This window comes from Methylorubrum salsuginis (assembly GCF_900114375.1).
Classification (GTDB): Bacteria; Pseudomonadota; Alphaproteobacteria; order Rhizobiales; family Beijerinckiaceae; genus Methylobacterium; species Methylobacterium salsuginis.
Window position 1 is genome coordinate 1 of record NZ_FOSV01000008.1, and the last position, 16,266, is coordinate 16,266.

Consider the following 16,266-nt stretch of genomic DNA (forward strand, 5'->3'; position numbering starts at 1 on the left):
CCGTGCCACCCAGTGGGTGGGCCGCGGCGCCCCGTCGGTGAGGTGCTTCTACGAGCCCCCAACCCCCACGTCAATCGAAAAATCCAGAAAAGTGCGAGAAACGCCGCCACGGGCCGGCGTCGGTCATTCCTGACGCTTTCGGCGAGCCGGGTGGGGTGAACTCGTTCTCGATCCCGTCGGCTCACCGAGCCCCGCAAATGCGAACGCCCCGATCGGTCGGTCGGGACGTTCGAAGAGGGTGCGATCATGGATTTGCGCGCACCTGCGAGGCGGCGCAACGATCTGGCCTCGGCCTCTCCCGGGTCTTAGCAGCGGTTGCCGCCGGCGATCTGGCCGTACTGCTTGGTCGGGAAGTTCTGCTGATTGGCATTGCCTTCCGCGGCCGAACTCATCGGGCAGCGATCGTAGAGGCGGCCGTCGGAAGCCGTGATCGAGCCCGTCGTCGGCACGTCATAGGGCACGCTCGATACGAACCGGCCGGTGGGCGCATCGTAGACGGCGAGCGCGGACGAGGCCGGAGCCGCAACGCCGAGAGCGAGGGCGGTGAAAGCGGCGGCAATACGAGTCTTCATGATGATTTGTCAGCTCCTCGCAGGGTGAGGCCGGCTTTTCCGGCGTCGTTTCGTCTTGCGTGAGCTTGATATGGGTGCGGCTATCCCGGCATGACGTGTTTCTCCGCACGCCGCAATGCGGAACATTTCAGGGCTGGTCTTCTCGGGGGGGCGGGAACGGAAGACCCGGAGGCGCAGATGCGTCTCCGGGGGCGGTTGTGCGGCGTCAGGCGGCGCGGACGTTGGCCAGGAAGCTCTCGACCTCGCTGCGCAGTTGCTGCGACTGCAGGGCGAGCTGGTCGGAGGCCCCGGCGACGCTGGAGGCGGCGTTGCCGGCCTCGTCGGCGGCGCGCGCCACCGCCACGATGTCGGCGGTCATCTCGCTGGTGCCGGTCGAGGCCTGAACCATGCTGCGGACGATCTCCTGGGTCGTGGCGCCCTGCTCTTCCACGGCTGCGGCGATGCTGTTGGTGACGCGGTTGATCGCCTCGATCTCCCCGGTGATCATCCGGATCGCCTGGGAAGTCCCCTGCGTCGCGGCCTGGATCGCGCCGACCTGCTGGGCGATCTCGTCGGTGGCCCGCGCGGTCTGGCTGGCGAGTTCCTTCACTTCCGCCGCGACCACCGCGAAGCCCCGTCCCGCTTCCCCGGCGCGGGCCGCCTCGATCGTGGCGTTCAGGGCCAGGAGGTTGGTCTGGCCCGCGATGCTCGAGACCAGATCGACGATGTCGCCGATGCGGGATGCGGCGGTGGAGAGCGCCGTCATGGTCTGCTCGGTGCTTGCCGCGCCCTGAACCGCCCGCGCCGAGAGGCCGGCGGCCTGCTCGACCTGACGGCCGATCTCCTCGACGGTGGCGCCGAGTTCCTCCGCCGCCGAGGCGACGGCGTTGACGTTGCCCGCGGTCTGGTGGGCGGCGCCCGCCGCGCTGGTCGAGCGGCGCGAGGTGTCCTCGACGGTGCCGCGCATGATGCCGGACGAGGCCTGAAGCTCGCCGACGGCACCAGACAGGCGCTCGACGATGCCGCCGACGGTCGATTCGAACCGGCCGGCGAGGTCGCGCAGCATGGCGCGGCGGGCCTGCTCCTCACGCAGGCGCTGCGCCTCGGTGGTCTGGAGCTGCTGCGCGGCATCCTCCAGCGACATGTCGCGGATCGTCGCGACGGCCCGGGCGATGTCGCCGATCTCGTCGGCGCGGCGGCTGCCGGGCACTTCGTCGACGGTCTGGCGCGCGGCGAGCCGGTTGAGGGCCCGGGTCAGGGCGCCCAGGGGCCGCACGATCGAGCGGGCGAGCCACAGCCCGATCAGCGCGGTGCCGAGGAGGACGATCAGGCCGATCACGGCGAGGGTCACCGACAGCGAGCGGACAGCGGCGACGGCCTCCGCCTCGGTCTGCTCGGCGATGACGTTCCACGGCGTGCCCAGCACCGAAACCGAGGCGACCGCCGCCATGGTGCGTCCGTCCGGACCGGTGAAGTCGAAGCTCTTTCCCTGCTCGATCTGTGCCTTGTCGATGCCGAGCGCGGAAAGCGGTGCCCCGGCCTTGATCCCGCCGATCAGCGGCGTGCTGCGCAGGAGCCCGTCGCGGCCGGCGGCGACGACCTGTCCGGTCTGGCCGAGGCCGTCGCGCTTCATCAGCGAGCGGTCGAACAGGGCCGGCGTGACGCGCATGACGATGAAACCGACGCGTTCGGAGGCCTGGGCCGTCCCCATGGCGACGTTGGCGCGGCGAGTCACCGGGCGGCCGATGAAGGCCGACGGCCCCTCCCCCGCCGGATAGGCGGCGAAGTCCTCGAACAGCGCGTCACCCGCCTCGTTCGCCTTCAGGCGCTCGATCAGGCGAGCGAGGCCGGTCTCCTTGAACGGCGGCTCGGCCAGCGACTGGGCGAAGTCCCCTTCCTTGCGGGTCGTGTAGACGATGCGGCCCTGGCCATCGACGAACAGAAGATCGGCGTAGCCGTCATGGGACACGATCTTGCGGGCGGCTTCCTGAACCTTGACGTGGCGCCGCCCGTACATGGTGCCCGTGGCGCCGCCGTCGAAGGCGAGGCGCGCCTCGGCGTTCGGCAGATCGCGGATCGCCTGGAGCAGCTTGTCGGTCTCGGGCTTGGCCGGATCGAGGTTTTCGACGAGATCGACGAAGTTCGAGGCGATCTGCGGATTGGCGGCCGCGACCTCGAAATCCGTCATCAGGCGGTCGGCCGTCAGCTCGACGCTGTCCTTGCGCAGGGACGCGGCGAGCTGCAGGCGTTCGCGCGCCGCATCGAACAGGCCGTCCTTGGCGGAAGACCAGCTGAAACCGCCCATCGCCGTCGCGCTGAGGAGCGCCAGCCCGATCATGGCTGCGGGCAGGCGTGCGCTGAGTTTCGACAGGGAAAGCATGGAAAGCCCGGGGGTGAAATGGTCCTTACGTTTGATACATTCGGAAATTTTAATAAGAACTAAACTCCGCTCACGTGTCCGCACATGCGGGCTATGTCAGATGAGGTGTGCTGCAATTGGAGCCAGCCGCTTCGATCTTTCGGCTTAGACCGTTGTCAGCGTGAGGTGCGGAACACCTGCAGATCGAGGTCGCGAACTTTCTTGCGCAGGGTGTTGCGGTTCACGCCCAATAATTCCGCCGCCCGGATCTGGTTGCCGCGGGTGGCGGCGAGCGCCGCGCCGATCAGCGGGCCTTCGATCTCCCGCAGGATGCGATGATACAGGCCGGGCGGGGGCAGCGTGTCGCGGTAGCCGGAGAAATAATCGGCGAGATGCCGCTCGACGGCGCCCGACAGCGTCTCGTTGTCGGACGCGCCGTTCTTGCGCGGCGCGCCGTTGGCGGCGGCGGGCTGGGCCAGCGGCAGGGTGTCGAGCTCGGCCTCGATGACCGGGCCGGTGATGGTCTCCTGCGGATAGAGGGCGGCCAGCCGGCGCACGAGGTTCTCGAGTTCACGCACGTTGCCGGGCCAACGGTAGCGCTTCAGCCGTTCCATGGCGTCGCCGTCGAGCGTCTTGCGGGTCAGGCCCTCGCGCTCGACCAGGACGAAGAAGTGGCGGATCAGGTCGGGCACGTCCTCGGCGCGCTCGCGCAGGGCCGGCAGGCGCAGCGGCACCACGTTGAGGCGGAAGAAGAGATCTTCGCGAAAGATCCCCTGCTGGATCGAGACCCGCAGATCCTTGTTGGTGGCCGCGATGATGCGGACATTGGTCTTGATCGGCACGCGCCCGCCGACGGTGGTGTACTCGCCCTGCTGGAGCACGCGCAGCAGCCGGGTCTGCGCCTCCATCGGCATGTCGCCGATCTCGTCGAGGAACAGCGTGCCGCCCTCGGCCTGCTCGAACCGGCCGGCGGAGCGCGACAGCGCGCCGGTGAAGGCGCCCTTCTCGTGGCCGAATAGTTCGGATTCGATGAGGTCGCGCGGGATCGCCGCCATGTTGACGGGCACGAACGGCCCGGTGCGGCGGCGGCCGTAATCGTGGAGCGCGCGGGCGACCAGTTCCTTGCCGGTGCCGGACTCGCCCGTGATCATCACGGTGAGGTCGGTCGGCATCAGGCGCGCAAGCGCGCGGTAGATCTCCTGCATGGCCGGCGAGCGGCCGACCAGCGGGATGTCCTCGTTCTCCGGCCCTGCCCCGGGCGCGGGCGTCCCGCGCGGACGGGAGAGTGCGCGACCGACGATGGCCGTCAGTTCCTTCAGGTCGAAGGGCTTGGGCAGATACTCGTAGGCGCCCCGCTCGGAAGCGCGGATTGCCGTCATGAAAGTGTTCTGCGCGCTCATGACGATGATCGGCAGTTCGGGCCGCACCCGCTTGATGCGGGGCAGCAGGTCGAACACGTTCTCGTCGGGCATCACCACGTCGGTGATGACGAGATCGCCCTCCCCTTGCGCCACCCAGCGCCAGAGCGTGGCGCAGTTCGAGGTGGTGCGCACCTCGTAGCCCGCCCGCGACAGGGCTTGGTTGAGCACGGTGCGGATCGCTGCGTCGTCGTCCGCGACGATGATGTGGCCGTTGGGCATGACTCTCGACTCAGCGCTCCGCGGCCGATTCGCGCCCGTCACGGGCGCTCGACATAGGCAGAAGGATCCGGAAGGCAGTGCGGCGGGGAACGGGATCGCACTCGACGATCCCCCCGTGGTCGCCGACGATCTTGGCCACCAATGCAAGTCCGAGGCCGGACCCTTGGGCTTTGGTGGTGACGAAGGGGTCGAACAGGTCGGAGAGCATGTCGGGGGGGATGCCCGGCCCGTTGTCGCGCACCGCCACCTCGATCGGCAGGCTGACGCGCTCGCGCGAGCCCGGAACCTGCAGGCGAAGGCCGGTGCGGAAGGCGGTCGACAGGGTGATCTCGCCCTCCACCGTGTCGGTGCCGATGGCTTCCGCGGCGTTCTTCACGAGGTTGAGGATCACCTGGATGAGCTGATCGCGGTTGCCGAGCACCGGCGGCAACGAGGGATCGTAGTTCTCGATGAAGCGGATGTGACGGGCAAAGCCGCTCTGCGCCGAGCGCTTCACCTGATCGAGCACGCCGTGGACGTTGACCGGCCCGCGCTCCACCGGGCGCTCCTCGCCGAACAGCTCCATCCGCTCGACGATGCGCACGATGCGGTCCGACTCGTCGCAGATCAGGCGGGTCAGCACCCGATCCTCGTCCTCGCGGTCCAGTTCCAGCAGCTGCGCCGCGCCGCGGATGCCGGCGAGCGGGTTCTTGATCTCGTGGGCCAGCATCGCGCCGAGCGCGATCATCGAGCGGGCGGCGCCGCGATGGGTGAACTGGCGGTTCATCTTGTCGGCGATGGTGCGCTCCTGCAGCATCAGCACCACCGAGTCGTCCTCGTCCCGCAGAGGCGTGGCGAAGACATCGACGCTGCGCTCGGCCCCGGAGCGCGGCTGGATCAGCTCGACGCGGTACTCGGCGACCGAGGAGCGGCGGCGGCGCACCTCCGCCACGAGCGCGATGATCGGCGAGGCGAAGGGGATGATGTCGCGCAGGCGCCCCCGCTGCATCACCTTGGCGGAGGCGTCGAAGAACAGTTCGGCGGCGTGGTTGACCCGCAGGATGCGCTCGTCCGGGCCGATGGTGAGCACCGGCAGCGGCAGGGCGTTGAGCACCGCCTCCGCCGCCGGCAGGGAGGCGGGATCGGGCTCGTCGCCGGAAAAGCTCATGGTGTGGCTCATGCGGCCTCGTCGATCGTCGTGCCGGCGGATGCCTCTTCGAGGCCGGCCGGGTCGAGAAAGGCCTTTTGAAGCAAGGTCAGGGCCTCGGCGGGCTCGCTCGTGGTGACGAGACGGCGCCGATCCGCCGGGTTGAGCGCGCCGGGGCCGGCGGCGTCGGCATAGGCTGCCAGATGCTTGCGGGCGTGGCGCACGCCCATCGCCGGCCCGTAGAGGGCGATCAGCCCCTCGTAATGCTCGGTGGCGGCCGCCGCCCGCGCCCCGGCGGAGAGCGGAGCGACCGTGCGCCCGGCCAGTCCCGCGGCGATCGCGCCGACGAGCCAGGGGCGGCCGACCGCCGCGCGCCCGACCATGACGCCGGCTGCCCCCGAAGCCGTGAGGCAGGCGCGGGCCTCTTCCAGACCGGTCACGTCGCCGTTGGCGATCACCGGCAGGCGGGTCGCCTCGACCACCGCGCGGATCGCCGACCAATCGGCATTCCCCTTATAGAATTGCTGCCGGGTGCGGCCGTGGACGGTGATGCCGTTCAGGCCCAGGGCCTCGGCGCGGCGTGCCAGCTCCGGCGCGTTCAGGCTCGCATGGTCCCAGCCGAGGCGCATCTTCACCGTGACCGGTACGGCCACCGCGTCCCGCACGGCGGCCAGCAGCCGCGCGGCGTGGTCGAGGTCGCGCATCAGCGCCGAGCCCGCCGCGCCGCCGGTCACGGTCTTGGCCGGGCAGCCCATATTGATGTCGATGGCGTCGGCGCCGTTGGCGACCGCGATGCGGGCGGCCTCCGCCATCGGTGCCTCGGCACAGCCGGCGAGCTGCACCACATGGGGGCTGACGCCCTGCCCTTCCGCCCGCACCTGCGATTCGGCATCGCCGCGGGCGAGTTCGGCCGCCGCCACCATCTCGGAGACGACGGCGCTGGCCCCGAAGGCTTGCGCGATGCGGCGCATGTGGAGGTCGGTGACGCCCGACAGCGGCGCGAGCAGCGCCGGCGGCGGACCCGCGCGCCGGCCTTCCTCGGAGCGCAGGGCGCTCAAATAATGGTCAGGGCTCATTCTGCTCAATAAGTAGCCAAAGCCGGGCCGGACGCAAGCGCCGCCTGCGTTTGCCTTCGGACATTCCGACGCATAAGAGCCCTGCATCCCCGGCTTTCCCCAACCGAAATCCATCGAGGCTCGATCATGTCCGACAGCGCCGCGCAGCTTGAAGTGGCCGCTGTCGTGGTGGCGGCGGGCAAGGGGCTGCGCGTCGGCGGCGACTTGCCCAAGCAGTATCGCCGCGTCGGCGGGCGTGCCGTCCTCACCCGCACGCTCGCGGCTCTGGCGCAATCGCCCCGCATCGCCCGCATCCAGCCGGTGATCGCTCCGGATGCCGCCGACTTCTTCTTCGAGTGCGTGGCCGATCTCGAACCCGCGCATCGCGAAAAACTCGTCGAGCCGGTGCCCGGTGGGGCGACGCGCCAGCAATCGGTCGCCGCCGGCCTCGAAGGGCTGGTCCGCGCGGGCGCGCCCGATCTCGTGCTGGTGCACGATGCCGCCCGCCCCTTCGTCGACGAGGGGCTGATCGCCCGTGCGGTCGCGGCAGGCGCGGAGCACGGCGCGGCGGTGCCGGGGATCACCGTTTCCGATACCATCAAGCTCGTGGAAGAAATCGCGCCCGGCATCGGCCGCGTCCACGAGACGCCGGCCCGCGAGAATCTCCGCGCCGTGCAGACCCCGCAGAGCTTCCGCTTCGGCCCGCTCCTCGATGCCCATCGCCGTGCGGTCGCAGAGAATCGCGACGGTTTCACCGATGACGGCGCGCTCGCCGAATGGGCCGGGCTCGGGGTCGTGGTGTTCGAGGGCGACGCCCGGAACCGCAAGATCACCCAGGCCGCGGACCTGATCGAGGCGGATCGAGCTTTCTCCGGTCAGACTTTCGCTGACAGCCCGCCCGCGATATCTGAGGCCCCCATGACCACTTACGTGACTCGCCTCGGCACCGGCTTCGACGTCCACGCCTTCACCGAGGGCGACCATGTCTGGCTCGGCGGCATCAAGATCCCCGCCGACCGGGGCGTGCTCGCCCATTCCGACGGCGACGTGGCGCTCCACGCGCTGACCGACGCGCTGCTCGGCGCCATCGCCGACGGCGATATCGGCACCCACTTCCCGCCCTCCGACGAGAAGTGGCGCGGCGCCTCCTCCGACCAGTTCCTCGCCCATGCCTGCTCCCTCGTGCGGGCGCAGGGCGGCAAGATCGACCATCTCGACATCACCGTGCTGGCGGAGGCCCCGCGCATCGGCGCGCATCGCGAGGCGATCCGGGCGCGCATCGCCGAGATCGCGGGCGTGCCGCTCACCGCCGTCTCGATCAAGGCGACGACCACGGAAAAGCTCGGCTTCGTCGGCCGCGCCGAGGGGCTCGCCGCGCAGGCCGCCGCCACCGTGCGCCTGCCCGAGGTCGAGGTGGACACCGGCACCGAGACCGCCGAGCGCCGGGCGTGATCGAAGACGCCGCCCTGCTCGCCCGCGCCGAGGCGCTGGTGCGGGCCTACGCGGCGTCGAACAAGAAAATCGCGACCGCCGAATCCTGCACCGGCGGCCTCGTCGCCGGGCTTCTGACCGCCGTGCCCGGCTCCTCGGCGGTGGTGGATCGCGGTTTCGTCACCTACTCGAACGAGGCCAAGACCGATCTCGTCGGCGTGCCGGCCGCCCTCATCGCCGCCCATGGCGCGGTGAGCGAGCCGGTGGCCCGCGCCATGGCGGAGGGGGCGCTCGACCGGTCGCTGGCGAACGTTGCGGTTTCTGTGACGGGCGTGGCTGGCCCTGGCGGCGGCAGCCCGGACAAGCCGGTCGGTCTCGTCCACTTCGCCTTAGCCATGGACGGCGCCCCGACGCGTCCTGTCGAGCGCCGCTTCGGCGCCCTGGATCGGGGGGAAATCCGGCGGCTGTCGGTGGAGCAGGCTCTGGCGCTCTTGGAAAGTGTGATCGCGGCTTGATGTGGAGCCTCCCCCATCGACGGCCGCCCGGTTCGCCGGAAGGTTGCGAGACCGAAGACGGGTCGAACCGGCTCGTCAAGCGTGCCGTCCTCGCTGTGTTGCTGGCCGTCAGCTCAAGCATGCCGGTTGCGGCCTTGGCCGACACGCCGATCCGCTGCCTGCGTCTCGACGATCAGGAGCCGATCGCGATCGACAATCTTCCAGTGAAACAGCGTGCCGCCGCTCGGTTCATACAGGAGCAGGCGACGCTCATTGCGAAAAAACGCGGCGTTGCGGGGCCAGCCGTGCTGATCCGGCTGAAAGGCAACGATCCCGACAATCCGATCCTCGTGTCCTGGGTGCGCGATCCGGCAGGGGGCGCCGCCGCTCTCATCCTCCAGACCGGTCGCTTCGGCGAGATGCATTCGCTCGTCGATGGATCGCCGATCTTCGTGAGAAGCCGGAACGAGCCTGTCTTCCGACCTCCCAGCATGGAGGAGACCGGTTTCAGCTACCAGTTTTTCGACAGGACGACCTATCACATCCACCTATCGGACGTGATGATCCGAACGACTTCATCAGAGAAGCTCGTCCGCACGTCATATCGGCAAACGATCTCAACCGGTTTTTCTTATGGCGGCCTGCCAGCGACCTGTCAGGCGCCCGAATAGTCGGCGTTGCATAATCCTCGCTCGCCGACCCATCCCGTCATCGCGAAGCGAAGCCCGGCACGAGCCGCCCTCAGCCCTCAGGCCGCCCGCACCCCGGCCAAAAACCGGTTCACCTCGGCGTTGAGGTGCTCGGATTGGCGCGACAATTCGGAGGCGGAGGCGAGTACCTGGGCAGCCGCCGCGCCGGTCTCCTCCGAGGCTTGGGCGACGCCCGCGATGTTGGCCGTCACCTCGCCCGCGCCGGTCGCCGCTTGGCTCACGTTGCGCACGATCTCCTGCGTGGCCGCGCCCTGCTCCTCGACCGCGGCCGCGATCGTGGTCGTCACCGCGTCGATCTCGCGGATGCGGCCGGTGATGCCGCCGATGGCCGAGACCGCCTGACCGGTCGCCCCCTGGATCCGGCCGATCTGGCCTGCGATCTCGTCGGTGGCCCGCGCGGTCTGGCTGGCGAGTTCCTTCACCTCGGAGGCCACCACCGCGAAGCCGCGGCCCGCCTCGCCAGCCCGCGCCGCCTCGATGGTCGCGTTGAGCGCCAGGAGATTGGTCTGCGCCGCGATCGAGGAGATCAGGCTGACGACATCGCCGATCCGGGTGGCGGCTTGGCTCAACTCGTTCACGAGCACCGCGCTCCGGTCGGCCTCGCCGACGGCGATCCCGGCGATGTCCGCCGAACTCCCGACCTGCCGGCCGATCTCGTGGACCGAGGCGCCGAGTTCTTCCGCCGCCGCCGCCACCGTGCCGACGTTGGAGGCGGCCTCCTCCGCCGCCGCCGCGACGGCGGTGGACTGGGCAGCGGTCTGCGTGGCGGTCGCCGTCATCGACGCGGCCGTGGCCTGCAATTCGGTGGCCGAGGCCGAAACCATCCCGACGACGCGGCCGATGGTCCGCTCGAAGCCGTCGGCGAGTTCGATCATCGTGCGGCGGCGCTCGCGGGCGGCGGCCTCGTCGGCGATGCGCTTGATTTCGGCCTGCTCGGCGGCCTTCTGCGCCACCATCGCCTTGATGCCCTCGACCGCGCGGCCGACCGCTCCGATCTCGTCGCCGCGGCGCGCCTCGGCGATGTCGGCCTCGGTCTCGCCGCGAGCCATCCGCTGCAGCACCGCCACCAGCCGGCCCATGGGCCGGGTGACGCCCGCCACCACGATCAGCCCGAGCAGGCCGAAGGCGAGGGCGAGCCCGAGCGCCGCGATCACCGTCATCGACAGCGAGGCAGAGGCCGCGAGCGCCGTCGCCGCGTCGCGGGCCTGGCCGAGATCGTGCAGGTTCGCCGTGATCCGTCCGTCGATGGCCTGCATCAGCCGCAGGCGGGCCGGGCGGACTTGGTCGTAGGAAATCTTGGAGGCCGCCTCGGCCTCGTTCTTCAGCCCGAGCGCCACCGAGCGCCCGGCGGCCACGAACACCGCGTCGAGGTCCCGGCGGATGCCTTCCAGCATCGTGCGTCGCTGCGGCGTGTCGGCGAGCCTGACGAGGTGATCCATGGCGCCCTCGGCCTTTCCCTTGGAGGCCTCGTAATGCTCCAGCTGCACCTTCATCACGGCATCCTCGGTCTCGAGGATGATGTTCTTCTCGGCGATGATCGCCTCGTCCACCGCCGCCGCCACCTGCAGCGCGTCGATGGCGCGGGCGGCGCGCACGTCCACCACCTCCTGCGCGACGCCCGCGAGCGTTTCGATCTTGCCGCGTGCCATCGCGACGATGCCGATGGCGACGAGGGCGGCGAGGGCCGCCGGAACCGCCAGTTTTCCCAGCAGGCGGAGGTTGAGGAACCAGCTCATGGTCGATGGCCAGGGGACGATGCCGTGATCCGCACGGCGCCCTGAACCGAAGCGGATCACGGATTGTTGATCTGCCGAAGTTAACAGGAAATGATGGTTTTTGGGGGCGCTGGGTAAATGGCTAGATCATTTATGTTATTTCGGTAGCGCTGCGCTCGCGCTTCACAATACCCATAACAAATGTTGCGACTAGGCAGCGGTGCTGGGTGCCGATTTTCGATCAAGATGCGGGTCGAGATCGGCGATTTGTACGGTAATGAACAAACATATTCGAATCGCGTGAGCCAGGAGGCTGCATGCTCGATCCCGAGATCTATCACCGTCTCCTGAGCGAAGCGGAGGCGACGAGCCCGGCCTTGCACGCCGCGATTGCCGCGATCGGCCCCATCGCCGTCGCGCCGCCGCTCCATGCGAGTGTAGCCGAGCGGCTGTTCGTCGAGATCGTCAACCAGCAACTCTCGACCAAGGCCGCCTTCGCGATCGGGTCGCGGATCGAGGCCGCCGCGCAGTCGCGAGGAATGAAGCTGCGCGACCTGTTCGTGCCGGGCTTCGAGGCGGTTCTGCGCGGCTGCGGCGTCTCGGCCAACAAGGTGCGGGCGCTCCACGCCGTCCGCGAGGCCGAGGCGCGGGGCCTGCTCGGGGCCGATCTCGGCCTGATGCCGCACGCGGAGCGTTCCGCGATCCTGTGCGGCATCCGCGGCGTCGGGCCCTGGACCGCCGACATGGTCGGCATCTTCCACTTCCTCGATCCGGATATCTGGCCCGCGGGCGACGTGGCGGCGGTCGGCGTGCTGCGCAGGCTCACGGGACGCGACGACACCGAGGCGGTGGCCGCCCGGTTCGCGCCCTACCGCTCGATCCTCGCCCGCTATCTCTGGCGCAGCCGCGACGCCGCGGCACCTGCCGTCGCGGCGGCCTGACCGGCCTCAGGCGGGCTCGAAGAACGGCCGGAAGTTCTCCAGCCACTCGCGCAGCCACGCCTCGAAGCCGCGTTGCGCGCCCTCGGCGTCCTGCGCGTGGCCCCAGGCGGCTTCGGCGAGCGGACTCCACCACGTCCATAGCCGGTTCGAGCCGTCATATTCGACGAGACCGACCTCGACCGCGCCGACATGGCCGGTGAAGCGTTGCATCGGCACGCCCGCCGAGCGGGCTTGGGTCCAGGCGATGGGAGAGGAAGCCATGGTCCCACAATGCCGCCGTGGCGGGTCCGTTCGCGTTGCACAATCGGAATGCCGTTTGTGTTCCGCATGCGCTTGACGCGCGCGAACGAGTCGGGCATCGGCGCGTTGTCCGTGCGATGCGCCGTGTGCCCGTTGCCCGGCTCCATAGGAACGACCGAACCCCATGCCCGACGACAGTAGTCGATCGACCACGCCGCCTCTGGCCTTCGTGTGATCCGCGCCTGATCGTCCCGATCTGGCTCGCCCCGCGACCGGCCTTTGGCGGCTGGTCCGACCGGAGGTGAGCCATGACTGACTCCACCGTAACCACCCGGCGTGCCCGCACCCGTGCGGCCCGCCCCAAGCGCAGCCGCCCGGCGGGTCTCGTCGTGGCGCTGATGATGGCGCTCGTGTTCGTGCCCGTGCTGGCCCTCCACGCCATCGCCCTCTCCGGGGTGACGCAGGAGGCGGAACGCCCGGCCGAACTCGCGACCGCCGCCCCGCTGAAGGCCCCGCCCGCCAGGAAGGTGCCGGGTTAGAGACGATCCGGCCGGCAGCGGGGAACCGCCGCCGGCCTGCTTTTTGGATTGCGCTTCGCGCCGCGGCGCCTTAACGGGGCCGCCCTCCCGGCAGACGAGAAGCGATCCCGATCCCATGGCGGCCTGCGGCCTCGATTTCGGCACGTCCAACACCACCCTCGGAATCGGCATCGACGGCGCCCCGTCCCTGGTGCCGCTGGAGGGCACGCACCGCACCCTGCCGAGTGCGATCTTCTTCGCCCCCGGCCGCGAGGCGCAGATCGGCCGCGCCGCCATCGAATCCTACGTCGAGGGCACGCCGGGCCGGCTGATGCGGGCGCTCAAATCCGTGCTCGGCTCCTCGCTCGTCGAGGAATCGACCCCGGTCGGACGCGAGCGCATCCGCTTCCGCGACGTCATCGCCCGCTACCTCACCGCGGTGAAGGCGCGCGCCGAGGCCGAGACGGGCGTGAGCCTCGACGCGGTGGTGCATGGCCGCCCGGTCCACTTCGTCGACGACGACCCGGCCGCCGACCGCAAGGCCGAGGACACGCTGCGCCAGATCGCCGAGAGCATCGGCTTCCGTCATGTGCGCTTCCAGTACGAGCCCATCGCCGCCGCCCTCGATTACGAGCGTACGGTGGGAAGCGAGGAGATCGCGCTGATCGCCGATATCGGCGGCGGCACCTCGGACTTTTCCATCGTCCGCCTCTCGCCCGAGCGGCACCGCCGGGACGAGCGGGCCGAGGACATCCTGGCCAATGACGGCGTGCGCATCGGCGGCACCGATTTCGACCGCACCCTCAGCCTCGGCGCGGTGATGCCGCTGCTCGGCCTCGGCAGCCCGATGAAGCGGGGCGATCTGGCCGTGCCGAACGCCTATTTCCACGACCTCGCCACGTGGTCGAGCATCAACCGGCTCTACAATCCGAAGACGCTGCGGGAGATCGACGAGGTGGTGCGCGACGCCGCCCGGCCCGAGCTCGTCACGCGGCTGCGCCGGGTGGTCGAGGCCGAGCGCGGGCATTCCCTCGCCATGGCGGTGGAGGGCGCCAAGATCGCGACCTCCGACCAGGGCCACGGCACGGTCGATCTCGGCTGGGTCGAGCCGGCCCTCGAAGCAAGTGTCGATCGCCCGCGGCTGGCCTCCCACACCGACGACCTCGCCCGCCGCATGGCCGAGCGCATCGGCCGCTGCCTCGATCAGGCGGGGCTGTCCGCCGGCCGCATCGACGCCCTGTTCCTCACCGGCGGCTCGACCGGCCTGCCGCATGTCCGGGCCGCGCTGACCGCGACCGTGCCGGACGCCCGGGTGGTGGACGGCGACACCTTCGGCTCGGTCGGGCTCGGGCTCACCCTGGAGGCGGCCCGCCTCGCCTGATCCTGTTTCGGACGACAAGTGATTCGGGCGCGACGCGCGTCCTCTCGAGGAGAAGGCGAGCGCGAACCGGGCGCCGATCCGGCCATCGGCGCCCGAGACACCCGCCGTCCGCGTGCGCCCCGCTTTGCGCCGTCATCCCAGGATGATAGCAGCGGGTCATGAAGGGACGTCCTCCACATCGCGGCTCCGGCGGCAAAGGCTCTCCGGGCGGCAAGCGCCCCCCTGGCAAGCCCGGCTTCGCCGCGCGGCCGGGCACCGGCCCGCGCACCTCCGCCCTCGAGGCCGCCAAGCGCGCGGCTCGCAACCGGGGCGAGGATGCGGGGGAGCGCGCGCCCTGGGGCGAGGACGACGCGGCTCCGGCTCCCCGTCCGCCTCGCACCCGCAAGCCGGCACCGGCTCAGGCCGAGGCCCCCCCGCCGCGCCGCCCGGCACCGAAGGCATCGCCCGCCAAGGCCGCCGTCGCCAGGGCGCCCTCCCCCGAACGGGAGGCGCCCCCCGCCGGTCCGACCCGGCGCGAGCAGCGCGCCGCCGCCTCGGCGACGCTGGCGAGCGGCGTGCAGACGCTGACCGTCACCCCCGACGAGGCCGGGATGCGGATCGACCGCTTCCTCAGCGTGCGGTTTCCCCAGCTTCCCTTCACCCGCGTCCAGAGTCTCGTGCGCAAGGGCGAGCTTCGCGTGGACGGCAAGCGCGCCAAGGCCGCCGACCGGCTGGAGCCGGGCTCGGCGGTGCGGGTGCCGCCTCTGAAGCTCGATGCACAGGCCGAGCGTCCGCGCAGCCCGACGAAGGCCGCGAACGACGCCGAGTTCCTCCGCTCGCTGATCCTCTACGAGGACGCGGAGATGATGATCCTCAACAAGCCGTTCGGCCTCGCGGTGCAGGGCGGTTCCGGCACTGTGCGCCACGTCGACGGCCTGTTGGAGGCGCTGACCGGGCCGGACGGGCAGCGCCCGCGCCTCGTCCACCGCCTCGACAAGGACACGGCGGGCTGCCTCATCGTCGCCAAGACGCGCCTGGCCGCCGCGACGCTGGCCAAGAGCTTCCGCTCGCGGGCGGCGCGGAAGATCTACTGGGCGCTGGTGGCCGGCGTGCCGCGCACGCGCCAGGGCCGGGTCTCGACCTACCTCGCCAAGGACGAGCCGACCGACGCCGACGCCCGCATGCGGGTGGCCAAGCACGGCGACGAGGGCGCGAGCCACGCACTGACCTATTACGCCACCGTCGATCAGGCGGCGCAGAAGCTGGCTTGGCTCTCGCTCAAGCCCGTGACCGGCCGCACCCACCAGCTGCGCGCGCACGCCGCCCATATCGGTCACCCGATCGTCGGCGATCCGAAATATTTCGAGGTCGAGAACTGGGAGCTGCCCGGCGGCATCCAGAATCGGCTGCACCTGCTGGCCCGCCGGATCGTGATCCCGCATCCGCGCACCGGCCAGCCCGTCGATGTCAGCGCGCCGCTGCCGCCGCACATGGCGCAAAGCTGGAATCTTTTGGGTTTCGACGCCGCCCGCTACGACCCGATCGTGGAAGCGCCGGAGGCCTGAGCCCCGTCGCCAGCCTTGGAAAGCCGGAGCGCCGCCCCAAGTCTGGGCGGCGCGCGACGCGTTGCCCGGGACAGACGGTGCGAAACGTCGCCGATGCCGCGTGGACGGGTGCGCGGCGAGATGATTGTATTCCCTCGAACGGGGTTCGAGGGAAGGCGCGCCCTCCCCCGCCCGTCCGTGCCGCCGGCCGCGGCTCATCGAGGTCAGGAACGCATGAGGCTGCCCACGCTGATGTCCCTCGCGCTCGCCGTCGCGCTCGCGGGCGCCGCCGTGCCGGCTCTCGCGGCGCCCGAACGGAGTCCTGCCGAGCGGAGTCCTGCCGAGCAGAGGGCGGCCCCTGAGCGGACGCCGCCCGCCTCCGGTGCCGCCACGGCCCCCGCTCCGGGCGCGCCGCCCGCGGCCCGGTCGGGTGAGCGCCGCCGCCGGATGTCCTACGCCGCCTGCAATCGCGAATCGCATCGGCGCAACCTCTATGGCGGCCCGCGCCGCCGGTTCCTCATCCGCTGCCGCCTCGGCTACGAGCGGCGCCCCGGCCCCACCGCGCCGGCGCGCCGGCCGTGA

At 70.6% G+C, this 16,266-nt stretch carries 15 protein-coding genes; 8 read left to right on the plus strand and 7 right to left on the minus strand.

Going from position 1 to position 16,266, the window contains the following annotated elements; translation table 11 throughout:
- Window positions 1-305: 305 nt before the first annotated feature.
- The 5 genes from BM140_RS11350 to dusB all read right to left on the minus strand — a co-directional run bounded on the left by BM140_RS11350 (window position 306) and on the right by dusB (window position 6,752).
- Window positions 306-572, minus strand: a complete 267-nt coding sequence (locus BM140_RS11350) for a hypothetical protein (RefSeq protein ID WP_091945755.1) — start codon at window positions 570-572, stop codon at window positions 306-308.
- 205 nt (window positions 573-777) lie between these two features.
- A complete protein-coding gene (locus BM140_RS11355; RefSeq protein ID WP_091945758.1) occupies window positions 778-2,931 on the minus strand; it encodes a methyl-accepting chemotaxis protein in 2,154 nt (717 codons plus the stop codon).
- Between the two features lie 155 nt (window positions 2,932-3,086).
- Window positions 3,087-4,550: a nitrogen regulation protein NR(I) gene (ntrC, locus tag BM140_RS11360; protein WP_091945762.1), complete on the minus strand. Its 1,464-nt coding sequence runs from the start codon at window positions 4,548-4,550 to the stop codon at window positions 3,087-3,089.
- A gap of 10 nt (window positions 4,551-4,560) precedes the next feature.
- The gene (locus BM140_RS11365; RefSeq protein ID WP_091946145.1) at window positions 4,561-5,697 is read right to left on the minus strand and encodes a two-component system sensor histidine kinase NtrB; all 1,137 of its coding nucleotides are present in this window, start codon (window positions 5,695-5,697) and stop codon (window positions 4,561-4,563) included.
- A gap of 8 nt (window positions 5,698-5,705) precedes the next feature.
- Window positions 5,706-6,752 carry a tRNA dihydrouridine synthase DusB gene (gene dusB, locus BM140_RS11370; protein WP_091945764.1) on the minus strand — a complete coding sequence of 349 codons (1,047 nt, stop codon included), beginning with the start codon at window positions 6,750-6,752 and terminating at the stop codon, window positions 5,706-5,708.
- Window positions 6,753-6,878: 126 nt separating this feature from the next.
- On the opposite strand from dusB, the gene BM140_RS11375 reads away from it, so the two are divergent.
- The 3 genes from BM140_RS11375 to BM140_RS11385 are packed head-to-tail and all read left to right on the plus strand — an operon-like array spanning window position 6,879 to window position 9,327.
- Window positions 6,879-8,183 (plus strand): bifunctional 2-C-methyl-D-erythritol 4-phosphate cytidylyltransferase/2-C-methyl-D-erythritol 2,4-cyclodiphosphate synthase, encoded by a 1,305-nt coding sequence (locus BM140_RS11375; protein WP_091945767.1) that lies wholly within the window; start codon window positions 6,879-6,881, stop codon window positions 8,181-8,183.
- A complete protein-coding gene (locus tag BM140_RS11380; protein ID WP_091945770.1) occupies window positions 8,180-8,677 on the plus strand; it encodes a CinA family protein in 498 nt (165 codons plus the stop codon). The genes BM140_RS11375 and BM140_RS11380 overlap by 4 nt, the downstream gene beginning before the upstream one ends.
- Window positions 8,674-9,327, plus strand: a complete 654-nt coding sequence (locus BM140_RS11385; protein ID WP_131803797.1) for a hypothetical protein — start codon at window positions 8,674-8,676, stop codon at window positions 9,325-9,327. Before BM140_RS11380 ends, BM140_RS11385 begins: the two co-directional genes overlap by 4 nt.
- Before the next feature lie 77 nt (window positions 9,328-9,404).
- Here BM140_RS11385 and BM140_RS11390 read toward each other — a convergent pair whose 3' ends face one another.
- Window positions 9,405-11,102 (minus strand): methyl-accepting chemotaxis protein, encoded by a 1,698-nt coding sequence (locus BM140_RS11390; protein ID WP_091945775.1) that lies wholly within the window; start codon window positions 11,100-11,102, stop codon window positions 9,405-9,407.
- Between the two features lie 296 nt (window positions 11,103-11,398).
- On the opposite strand from BM140_RS11390, the gene BM140_RS11395 reads away from it, so the two are divergent.
- Entirely contained in the window at window positions 11,399-12,022 is a 624-nt protein-coding gene (locus BM140_RS11395; RefSeq protein WP_091945778.1) for a DNA-3-methyladenine glycosylase family protein, read from the plus strand.
- A 6-nt stretch (window positions 12,023-12,028) separates the two neighbouring features.
- Here the strand turns inward: BM140_RS11395 and BM140_RS11400 are convergent, their stop codons facing one another.
- Window positions 12,029-12,283 carry a hypothetical protein gene (locus BM140_RS11400; RefSeq protein WP_091945782.1) on the minus strand — a complete coding sequence of 85 codons (255 nt, stop codon included), beginning with the start codon at window positions 12,281-12,283 and terminating at the stop codon, window positions 12,029-12,031.
- Between the two features lie 287 nt (window positions 12,284-12,570).
- Between BM140_RS11400 and BM140_RS11405 the strand changes: the two genes are divergently transcribed.
- The 4 genes from BM140_RS11405 to BM140_RS11420 all read left to right on the plus strand — a co-directional run bounded on the left by BM140_RS11405 (window position 12,571) and on the right by BM140_RS11420 (window position 16,266).
- Complete coding sequence (locus tag BM140_RS11405; RefSeq protein ID WP_091945785.1) at window positions 12,571-12,801, plus strand: hypothetical protein; 231 nt, start codon at window positions 12,571-12,573, stop codon at window positions 12,799-12,801.
- 115 nt (window positions 12,802-12,916) lie between these two features.
- Window positions 12,917-14,161 (plus strand): Hsp70 family protein, encoded by a 1,245-nt coding sequence (locus tag BM140_RS11410; RefSeq protein ID WP_091945788.1) that lies wholly within the window; start codon window positions 12,917-12,919, stop codon window positions 14,159-14,161.
- A 158-nt stretch (window positions 14,162-14,319) separates the two neighbouring features.
- Window positions 14,320-15,705: an RluA family pseudouridine synthase gene (locus BM140_RS11415; protein WP_091945791.1), complete on the plus strand. Its 1,386-nt coding sequence runs from the start codon at window positions 14,320-14,322 to the stop codon at window positions 15,703-15,705.
- Window positions 15,706-15,918: 213 nt separating this feature from the next.
- Window positions 15,919-16,266, plus strand: a complete 348-nt coding sequence (locus BM140_RS11420; RefSeq protein ID WP_091945793.1) for a hypothetical protein — start codon at window positions 15,919-15,921, stop codon at window positions 16,264-16,266.

What these genes read in the sequence shown, in the direction of transcription:
- BM140_RS11350 (WP_091945755.1), bottom strand. Translation starts at nt 572, where the DNA reads ATGAAGACTCGTATTGCCGCCGCTTTCACCGCCCTCGCTCTCGGCGTT.
- BM140_RS11355 (WP_091945758.1), bottom strand. Translation starts at nt 2,931, where the DNA reads ATGCTTTCCCTGTCGAAACTCAGCGCACGCCTGCCCGCAGCCATGATC.
- ntrC (WP_091945762.1), bottom strand. Translation starts at nt 4,550, where the DNA reads ATGCCCAACGGCCACATCATCGTCGCGGACGACGACGCAGCGATCCGC.
- BM140_RS11365 (WP_091946145.1), bottom strand. Translation starts at nt 5,697, where the DNA reads ATGAGCTTTTCCGGCGACGAGCCCGATCCCGCCTCCCTGCCGGCGGCG.
- dusB (WP_091945764.1), bottom strand. Translation starts at nt 6,752, where the DNA reads ATGAGCCCTGACCATTATTTGAGCGCCCTGCGCTCCGAGGAAGGCCGG.
- BM140_RS11375 (WP_091945767.1), top strand. Translation starts at nt 6,879, where the DNA reads ATGTCCGACAGCGCCGCGCAGCTTGAAGTGGCCGCTGTCGTGGTGGCG.
- BM140_RS11390 (WP_091945775.1), bottom strand. Translation starts at nt 11,102, where the DNA reads ATGAGCTGGTTCCTCAACCTCCGCCTGCTGGGAAAACTGGCGGTTCCG.
- BM140_RS11395 (WP_091945778.1), top strand. Translation starts at nt 11,399, where the DNA reads ATGCTCGATCCCGAGATCTATCACCGTCTCCTGAGCGAAGCGGAGGCG.
- BM140_RS11400 (WP_091945782.1), bottom strand. Translation starts at nt 12,283, where the DNA reads ATGGCTTCCTCTCCCATCGCCTGGACCCAAGCCCGCTCGGCGGGCGTG.
- BM140_RS11405 (WP_091945785.1), top strand. Translation starts at nt 12,571, where the DNA reads ATGACTGACTCCACCGTAACCACCCGGCGTGCCCGCACCCGTGCGGCC.
- BM140_RS11410 (WP_091945788.1), top strand. Translation starts at nt 12,917, where the DNA reads ATGGCGGCCTGCGGCCTCGATTTCGGCACGTCCAACACCACCCTCGGA.
- BM140_RS11415 (WP_091945791.1), top strand. Translation starts at nt 14,320, where the DNA reads ATGAAGGGACGTCCTCCACATCGCGGCTCCGGCGGCAAAGGCTCTCCG.
- BM140_RS11420 (WP_091945793.1), top strand. Translation starts at nt 15,919, where the DNA reads ATGAGGCTGCCCACGCTGATGTCCCTCGCGCTCGCCGTCGCGCTCGCG.